Here is a 7,835-nt window from a genome sequence, read left to right as displayed (position 1 = left end):
CAATCTGAGCCGCACCCGCTTCATTTTTTAGCAGGTAGTTGCCCCATAAAAAAGCATTCTCATCGATAGGTCCGCCGCGTGTTAAGCCTTTTTTTAAATAGCCTAAACGACCGAAATCCTGAATCGTGGCGTACATACCGGGTTCAATCACTTCAATCATTCGAATGCCTCCACTGAACCGCCAGCCGCGATAAATTCATCCTTTGAAATCGCCTTAAATCGCACCGTATCACCCGAGTTAAGTTGATTCAGAATGCCTTTCTGCGGCTCATATAATGGAAAGGTCGTGCGACCAATGATATTCCAGCCGCCAGGCGATGCTAAGGGGTAAATCGCTGTCTGCCGTTCAGCAATGGCAACACTCCCCGCTGGAATGCGTGTTCTAGGTGAATCCAACCGCGGTGCCTGTAAATCTTCGGCGACTTCGCCCATGTAAGCAAAGCCCGGTGCAAAGCCCAATGCATATACTCGATAGCTATCCCGACAATGGCGCTCTATAACCTCCTCGGCACTGCATCCGTGGAGCTCCGCAATACGTGCTAAATCAGGCCCGACCGTCTCGTCGTAATAAACAGGAATGACATGTGTTTGCCCCTGTGCGGCGTCACGTTCATCAAGCGCCGGTAACGACTCGATAATAGCTTTAACAGCGCCACGCACATCGGTGTCCGAGTGACGCGTGATATCGTAATAAACCATCAGCGACGAGTACGCAGGCACGGTCTCGAGTATCGCCAGATCACTGTCTGCTAAGGCGGCATCGAGCTGCAATACGCGTTGATTGGCGGCGAGACTAATTTCATCTGAGAAGTATACAATAACCGCATCTGCACCGGCATTAACTATGGATGGTTTCACGCTCAGTGTCCCTCTTGTTGTTATTCAGGTAACGAATGAAGCAATTCACGTATTTTAGCAACGGTCTCAACCGCCGACGGATTATCGCCGTGCACGCAAAGCGAATCGATACTAATCATTCGTTCATTACCATCTTTATCGATAATCGGTTCACGACGAGCAAATCGCTTCGCTTGTTCTAATACGTCGGCTTCTTCAGTCAGCACCGCACCGTTTTGTTTACGCGATACTAATCGCCCTTTATGGTTATAACGACGATCCGCGAAGCCCTCAAACCACAAGTGGACATCATAGTTAGAAGCAAGCGCTTGCCACTCAGAGTTTTGCGGGGTTGCCATAACCATCAGAGGTAGCGGCTGACGTTGCTGGGTTTGCAAATAGCTGACTGCTTTACACACCGCTTTAAATATCTCACTATCGCGTAGCATATCGTTATATAGGGCGCCATGCGGCTTAACGTACGCAACTGATTCGCCATAACGCGTAGCAATACCGTTCAGGGCACCGACTTGATACATGATGAGGGACACTATTTCTTGCTCCGAACAATCCATGTGCCGCCGCCCAAAACCAATAAGATCGGGATAGCTCGGGTGAGCTCCGATCTTGACTTGATGTTGTGCTGCCAGCGCAACCGTTTGAGTCATCGTCAATGGATCGGATGCGTGAAAGCCACATGCAATATTGGCGCAGTCGATGTGCGGCATGATAAGTTCATCCTCGCCCATTTTATAAGCCCCGAAGCTCTCGCCAATATCGCAATTAAGTGTAATTTTTCTAATCGTATGTGTGTTCATACGACAAAGTATATCATGATTTGGTTTTGTCTTGGTTACGTGCCTTAAGGTCACCTAAGAGACGTGTGTAGCTGACAGCAAACAAATACAATCCGATTCCAATGCCCGCAATTTGCAAAGCAGGTAAACTCAACACCACTAACTGATGCTTAGCAAATATGGCTACAGCACCCACCAACCCCATCGTCGTCAAGCCACTCGCCACCAGCGTAATCGGCGGTAACCAACTCAGTAGCTTTTGAATACGTAATAATGCGAGTAAACCGCCCAAAATAATGCCCCATGCAATCGGCACTCCCAATTGATACCAACTCAATTGATAGTCAGCAATCGCGGCAACTAATTGGTCTTGTGAAGCGGTATAAAAAAATAAACCCACCGCGCCCGCTAAAATGACAATTCGCTTAAAAAGATTCATGCCTGCTTTCCTTACAGCGCTAAGCTCACACAATAAATAATAATGCCTATCACGGGCACCCAAACAATTGGAGACTGATACCACTTGAGCGGCTGCTTACTTTGCTCATTCAGCTTATTCAAAGTGGGCAAGCGATAGAGCCAAATTAAAGCCACCAACATTAAGCCTGCGCCCGTTAAGCGAATAATAGTATCAAACTCGCTTACAACTCCGAGTACGGCTAAAAGTAGACCTACAATCAGCAGTACTATTGCAGTAACACGTTGCCACATTTATTCACCTCGTTATTATTATGCTTTGGTCGAATACCACCATAACGCTTTTTTAACAGACAAAAAAGAATATGTTACCTTAGAGCCTACGCTGACAGGGGTAAAAAAACACATGCAGATATTTAAACGAATGGCGCTGATCATCGCGGCCGCTGGCGTCACCTTTGGTTTAATCGTGATAAGTATCGTGGTGTATCAATACACCGTCATGGAACCCGAAACGCCCCATGCTGGTGACTGTCAGTTACAACAACTCGAGCAGACTCGCGATCGTGCCGCAGAGGTACACACGTATCAGTGCACTCGCGGTTCAGAAACTACTTGGCGAGGCACCGAAATGTGGCTTTATGAGCCCCTAACTGAAGAATGGCAGCGAATGTTAACCGTTAAAGGTGAACCGTGCGTGCGCATTCACCTCAACGAGCGTCGTTTAACGGTTGCACATGCGGGTAACAAACTCGATTTTAACCTCGCTGAACCGGTCTTTATCTACAAAGATAAAGAAGGCACAAGCCATAGCTTGGCCGTCGCAATCGATAACCAAGCTTCAGCATGCGAAGAGTGATTAGGTCAGTTTGAGCACCCAGCTCAGTGGTAAACGCTTCATCAAAAAGCCAATAATGCGCCAAGGCCAACTCGGTACATAGGCTTTGACGGGCGCTTTTTCTATGGCTTTTACCAATTTACGACAGCCCTCTTCGGTACCAATCATAAACGGTGTGTTCTTAACCTTTTCATTAATTTCCGAGCGAATGTATCCCGGGAATAATGTGGTCACTTTGATGGGACTGTTCTTGCCATAGGTCTTCAGCAAATCCGCGCGAATCCCTTCAGACATTGATGCTAAACCGGCTTTGGTTGCCGCATATACCGTCATTGCACGCGGCATACCGCGCAATGCACTCATCGAGGCGATGGTGACCAAGTGACCTCGTTCTTGGGCTCTAAAAATACCCATAGCCGCCTCGCATTGCGCCAACGCTGCAACGAAGTTCGTTTCAGCCGTGGCTCGATTAGCGGCAAAGTACCCCGTGCCTAACGAAGCGCCTTTCCCCATTCCGGCATTAACGACGATTTTATCAATCGAGCCTGCCTCTGATTTAAAACGTTCAAAGACGTCAAATACGTCGTCATGTTGGTTCACATCCAGCACCGCAATGCGCACGCTCACTTCTGGGTAAGAACGCTCGATGTCACTTTTTAACGCTTCTAAACGCTCAATACGCCGAGCACACAGGCACAAGTGGTATCCCTTGCTGGCGAACTCTTTCGCCATACCCTCGCCGAGCCCCGAGCTCGCGCCAGTAATTAATACGGTTTGCTGTTCTTGCATAGTACACGTCCATTTATTGTTTTATTTTGCGACGGCAACGCCATAACAAGTAGTTGACCAAAAACCAGAAGTTTTTAAATGCTGGATTATTCGTTTGTTTGTGGTGGTAACGATAGTAAATCTGCTGAGCAATTACGGCGAGGCGGAATAAACCAAACACCTCATAGAATTTAAAATCAGCCACCGCTACGCCCGTCTGCTCGCAATAATAGGCAATGATTTCCTTTCGACTTAACATACCGGGATAATCACTCGGCTGACGCTTCGTCGCTCGGGCTATTTTATCGTCGTCGGACTGAATCCAGTACGCCAATGCATTACCTAGATCCATCAGAGGGTTACCGAGTGTCGCGAGCTCCCAATCAAGGATACCAATGATGTGAGTCGGGTCATCGGCATCCAATACTAAGTTATCCAAACGAAAATCATTGTGCGTCATACAAATGGTCTCTTCGTTCGGTTGGTTTTCTCGAATCCACCGCATGATGCCTTTAGCGCCAAATACATTCCATGTTTTCGCCCGTTCGAATCGATTGCACCACCCTTCTACTTGGCGCTGGGTATAGCCCTTACCCTTTGCTAACCGTTTTAAGCCCGATGCATTGATATCCACGTTATGTAACGCGACAAGGCGGTCAATCGCGTTTAAACAGAGTTGCCGCGCTTGTGATTCACTTAATTCAAGTTGGCGAGGAAAGTGACGACGCGGAATAATTCCCTCAACATGACGCATCACATAAAATTCAGCACCGATAACCGACTCATCCTTGCAGTGTGCAAGCACCTCCGGCACCTCTGGAAAATGAGGCTTGAGCGCCTTTTGGAATCGATATTCACGTCCCATGTCGTGGGCTGATTTCGCCTTAGTACCATCGGGTGGACGCCGCAAAACGAGAGTAATATCTCGGTAGTCGAGTCGATAAGTCCAATTTGATGCCCCACCGGTATACTGAGTAATGGCTAAATCGCCCGAAGACTCACTGACCACCTCAGGTAGTTCGGCTTTTAGCCACGCATCAAGTGACTCAATCGGTAATGACTCTTCCGTTCTAACCGGAGAAGACTGGTCAAGTACGCTATTTGCATCAACGCTCATTCATTCGCTCCTGCCACGCTCTTACTTCAGTTTTAGCAATGGTTGCACGATGCACTGCGTCAGGGCCGTCGGCAATACGCAATGATTTAGCGACCGCTAATAAATCGGGTAAAGGCGTATCATGACACATCGCGGCGCCACCATACAGCTGCATGGTTTCATCCACCACACGTTGCAGTACTTGCGGCGCAACCAATTTAATGGACGAAATCGCTTTAATCGCCTGCATTGCACCCACCTTATCAATCTGCCATGCCGCATGAAGGGTGAGTAAACGCGCTTGATCAATGGCAACACGTAAATCTGCGAGGCGCTCTGTATTGCCTCCCAGCTTTAACAAAGGCTGCCCAAACGCAATCCGCGATGTGCCGCGCTCAATAAACATATCGAGCGCGCGTTCAGCAGCGCCGATGGCGCGCATGCAATGATGAATGCGGCCCGGACCTAAGCGTCCTTGCGCTATTTTAAAGCCAGCCCCCGGTCCTACAATGATATGGTCCTTAGGTACGCGCACATCATCAAATACCACTTCCCCGTGACCATAAGGCGCATCGTATTCGCCTAGCGCAGGGAGCATACGCTCGATGTGCACGCCGGGTGTATTTAAAGGCACAATCACCATCGAGTGACGGCTGTGCTTGTCAGCGTCCTCGTCTGTCAGCCCCATCACGATGGCAAATTTGGCATCAGGATGTCCGAGCCCTGTGCTCCACCATTTGCGTCCGTTAATCACCCACTCATCGCCGTCAACGGTAATCGTGGTTTGCATATTGGTTGCATCAGATGACGCCACATCGGGCTCTGTCATACAAAAGACCGAACGAATATCCCCTGCGAGCAGAGGCTCAAGCCATTGCGTCTTTTGCGTGGCACTGCCAAAGTGATACAGCACCTCCATATTGCCGGTATCAGGCGCATTGCAATTAAAAATTTCAGGTGCCAACAAGCTGTGTCCCATACACTCGGCGATAGGTGCATACTCTAGTGTTGATAACCCCTGACCCAACTCTGCGTCGGGCAAAAACAAGTTCCATAGCCCCGCCTTCTTAGCCATGGCTTTTAATTCTTCCACATGCGGTGGCACCTGCCACTCGCGCCAGTATGGGCCGGCATTGAGGCGTTGATTTTCTTTGCGGTAATCAGGCTCATAAGGTGTAATGTGCTGATCCATAAAATGTTGCACACGTGACAAATAGTCACGACTTTTATCTGAAAGTGAAAAGTCCATTCTACGTTTCCTTTAAATACCCAATAACCGCATTGTAGGCATGAATAATTTTCTGGTACAACCAGTTTAAGCCGATTACTCCGCTTGCACTGGAGTCAAATTTTTATTACGGTTAAAAACAAAATAGAAAAATTAATCTATGCGCATAATAATAGTCACCGCCTTTCTTTTACATTTAACAGGTTGCACATCACTCGTTGCAGACCAAATCGCTCATCCCAATGCCATGAACCTAACCTTTACCGATGAGCAATCAGCCCAAGAAATCTTTAATCTGCAGCCCCGTAAGGTCGGTAGCCTCGACTATTTTTATGCACCCGCCGCTGGATTGGCTCAACATGAAACCTCTTTTGAAAGCACCATTAAAGTGGCGCTGACCAATAGCAAAACAGGCACCACCACGACAACCCTATATCACTATGACGACAGCCATGCGCGTAAACTTTCAAAGCAAAGTGAGCCGCGCGGTCAGGTTATTATGCTGCACAGCTACAGCACCGATAGCCGTTCACTTTATATTGATAGTCGAGCACTGCGGGCGCAAGGATACGATGTGCTGCTGTTAGACTTGAATGGTCATGGGCGTGCAAGTGATAAGCCGGTGAGTTTTGGTCCGGCGGATGTTGAGCGTTTACATCACTTAGTCACTTTGATCCTTGAAAACTCAGACTCGCGGCTGTTGCTCTACGGAAAATCCTATGGTGCAAGCGTGGCTGCACAATATATCGCGAAGTATGGCAACATCGACGGTTTCATCGGCATCGCCCCGATGAATGACTTCACCGAAGCCGCGCTTATCGAGACAAAACGTAGCTCGCCTTGGCTAACCCAATTTATTAGCGATGAGTATATTACCGCAGGTATCGAAAGCGCTGTCGCTTCGGTCGGAGCGAATGTCGAAGAGGCCAATACCGCACGTATCTTGGATAATCACCTGAAACAAAACAGCTGGCCTCCGTCACTGATTTTTGTTGGTGGGCTTGATAAACTCAGTAAAAAAGAAACTTTTATATCGTTTGATGACAACTCAAAAGTTAAGGTCATCACGCTACCCGACCGCCCACATATAGCGATGATGGTGTACGACAATACGATCGATAAGCAGCTATCCGAATGGCTTGTAATGTTTGAAAAGAGAAAATTACCTTAAACACATTAAGTTAAACATAAGATACAAAAAACCCGGCGCGAGGCCGGGTTTTTTATCAGTTTAAACAGCGTTGATTACCAACCTGTTTTCTCACGTACTGCTTTGCCGATATCAGCCAAGCTACGTACAGTTTTAACGCCAGCCGCTTCAAGTGCAGCAAACTTCTCGTCAGCTGTACCTTTACCGCCTGCAATGATCGCACCTGCGTGGCCCATGCGCTTACCTGGAGGCGCTGTAACACCTGCAATGTAAGAAACGACAGGCTTAGTCACGTGATTTTTAATGTATTCCGCAGCTTCTTCTTCTGCAGTACCACCGATTTCACCGATCATAACGATAGCTTCAGTTTGCTCATCTTTCTCGAACATTTCTAGAACGTCGATGAAGTTAGTACCTGGGATTGGATCACCACCAATACCAACACACGTAGACTGACCAAAACCAGCATCTGTAGTTTGCTTAACCGCTTCGTACGTTAAAGTACCAGAGCGAGAAACAATACCTACTTTACCAGGCTTGTGGATGTGACCAGGCATGATACCAATCTTAGTCTCACCAGGAGTGATAACACCTGGACAGTTAGGACCGATCATACGAGTACCTGTTTGATCTAGTTTAACTTTAACGTCAACCATATCAAGTGTAGGAATACCTTCAGTGATACAAACAATCAGCTCGATACC

The 7,835-nt window shown here is 47.8% G+C and carries 10 protein-coding genes; 2 read left to right on the top strand and 8 right to left on the bottom strand.

The window, feature by feature from the left end; translation table 11 throughout:
• Positions 1 to 156: 156 nt before the first annotated feature.
• Genes pxpB through B2X00_RS12290 form a run of 4 tightly spaced genes read right to left on the bottom strand, consistent with a single transcriptional unit; the run spans position 157 to position 2,345 of the window.
• Positions 157 to 858: a 5-oxoprolinase subunit PxpB gene (gene pxpB / locus B2X00_RS12305; protein ID WP_290487949.1), complete on the bottom strand. Its 702-nt coding sequence runs from the start codon at positions 856 to 858 to the stop codon at positions 157 to 159.
• Positions 859 to 878: 20 nt separating this feature from the next.
• Positions 879 to 1,655 (bottom strand): 5-oxoprolinase subunit PxpA, encoded by a 777-nt coding sequence (locus B2X00_RS12300; protein WP_290487948.1) that lies wholly within the window; start codon positions 1,653 to 1,655, stop codon positions 879 to 881.
• Positions 1,656 to 1,668: 13 nt separating this feature from the next.
• The gene (locus B2X00_RS12295) at positions 1,669 to 2,073 is read right to left on the bottom strand and encodes a hypothetical protein (RefSeq protein ID WP_290487947.1); all 405 of its coding nucleotides are present in this window, start codon (positions 2,071 to 2,073) and stop codon (positions 1,669 to 1,671) included.
• Positions 2,074 to 2,084: 11 nt separating this feature from the next.
• Complete coding sequence (locus tag B2X00_RS12290) at positions 2,085 to 2,345, bottom strand: hypothetical protein (protein WP_071462568.1); 261 nt, start codon at positions 2,343 to 2,345, stop codon at positions 2,085 to 2,087.
• Between the two features lie 112 nt (positions 2,346 to 2,457).
• Here B2X00_RS12290 and B2X00_RS12285 point away from each other — a divergent pair, with 112 nt between their 5' ends.
• The gene (locus B2X00_RS12285; protein WP_290487946.1) at positions 2,458 to 2,910 is read left to right on the top strand and encodes a hypothetical protein; all 453 of its coding nucleotides are present in this window, start codon (positions 2,458 to 2,460) and stop codon (positions 2,908 to 2,910) included.
• On the opposite strand, the gene B2X00_RS12280 is transcribed toward B2X00_RS12285, so the two are convergent.
• Genes B2X00_RS12280 through B2X00_RS12270 form a run of 3 tightly spaced genes read right to left on the bottom strand, consistent with a single transcriptional unit; the run spans position 2,911 to position 6,002 of the window.
• On the bottom strand, positions 2,911 to 3,678 hold the full coding sequence (locus B2X00_RS12280) for an SDR family oxidoreductase (RefSeq protein WP_290487945.1): 768 nt from the start codon (positions 3,676 to 3,678) through the stop codon (positions 2,911 to 2,913).
• Between the two features lie 13 nt (positions 3,679 to 3,691).
• Positions 3,692 to 4,774 (bottom strand): phosphotransferase family protein, encoded by a 1,083-nt coding sequence (locus B2X00_RS12275; protein WP_290487944.1) that lies wholly within the window; start codon positions 4,772 to 4,774, stop codon positions 3,692 to 3,694.
• Positions 4,764 to 6,002: an acyl-CoA dehydrogenase family protein gene (locus tag B2X00_RS12270; RefSeq protein ID WP_290487943.1), complete on the bottom strand. Its 1,239-nt coding sequence runs from the start codon at positions 6,000 to 6,002 to the stop codon at positions 4,764 to 4,766. Before B2X00_RS12270 ends, B2X00_RS12275 begins: the two co-directional genes overlap by 11 nt.
• Positions 6,003 to 6,141: 139 nt before the next feature.
• On the opposite strand from B2X00_RS12270, the gene B2X00_RS12265 reads away from it, so the two are divergent.
• Positions 6,142 to 7,152, top strand: a complete 1,011-nt coding sequence (locus B2X00_RS12265) for an alpha/beta fold hydrolase (protein ID WP_290487942.1) — start codon at positions 6,142 to 6,144, stop codon at positions 7,150 to 7,152.
• Positions 7,153 to 7,226: 74 nt separating this feature from the next.
• Here the strand turns inward: B2X00_RS12265 and sucD are convergent.
• Positions 7,227 to 7,835: succinate--CoA ligase subunit alpha (sucD, locus tag B2X00_RS12260; protein ID WP_290487941.1), on the bottom strand; the 609-nt coding region annotated here is incomplete at its 5' end.

It is taken from the genome of Idiomarina sp. UBA3162 (assembly GCF_002364475.1).
Taxonomy (GTDB): Bacteria; Pseudomonadota; Gammaproteobacteria; order Enterobacterales; family Alteromonadaceae; genus Idiomarina.
The sequence above is the reverse complement of the archived record's forward strand: the minus strand, read 5'-3'. Positions and strand labels throughout refer to the sequence as shown.

What these genes read in the sequence shown, in the direction of transcription:
- B2X00_RS12300 (WP_290487948.1), bottom strand. Translation starts at nt 1,655, where the DNA reads ATGAACACACATACGATTAGAAAAATTACACTTAATTGCGATATTGGC.
- B2X00_RS12295 (WP_290487947.1), bottom strand. Translation starts at nt 2,073, where the DNA reads ATGAATCTTTTTAAGCGAATTGTCATTTTAGCGGGCGCGGTGGGTTTA.
- B2X00_RS12290 (WP_071462568.1), bottom strand. Translation starts at nt 2,345, where the DNA reads ATGTGGCAACGTGTTACTGCAATAGTACTGCTGATTGTAGGTCTACTT.
- B2X00_RS12285 (WP_290487946.1), top strand. Translation starts at nt 2,458, where the DNA reads ATGCAGATATTTAAACGAATGGCGCTGATCATCGCGGCCGCTGGCGTC.
- B2X00_RS12280 (WP_290487945.1), bottom strand. Translation starts at nt 3,678, where the DNA reads ATGCAAGAACAGCAAACCGTATTAATTACTGGCGCGAGCTCGGGGCTC.
- B2X00_RS12275 (WP_290487944.1), bottom strand. Translation starts at nt 4,774, where the DNA reads ATGAGCGTTGATGCAAATAGCGTACTTGACCAGTCTTCTCCGGTTAGA.
- B2X00_RS12270 (WP_290487943.1), bottom strand. Translation starts at nt 6,002, where the DNA reads ATGGACTTTTCACTTTCAGATAAAAGTCGTGACTATTTGTCACGTGTG.
- B2X00_RS12265 (WP_290487942.1), top strand. Translation starts at nt 6,142, where the DNA reads ATGCGCATAATAATAGTCACCGCCTTTCTTTTACATTTAACAGGTTGC.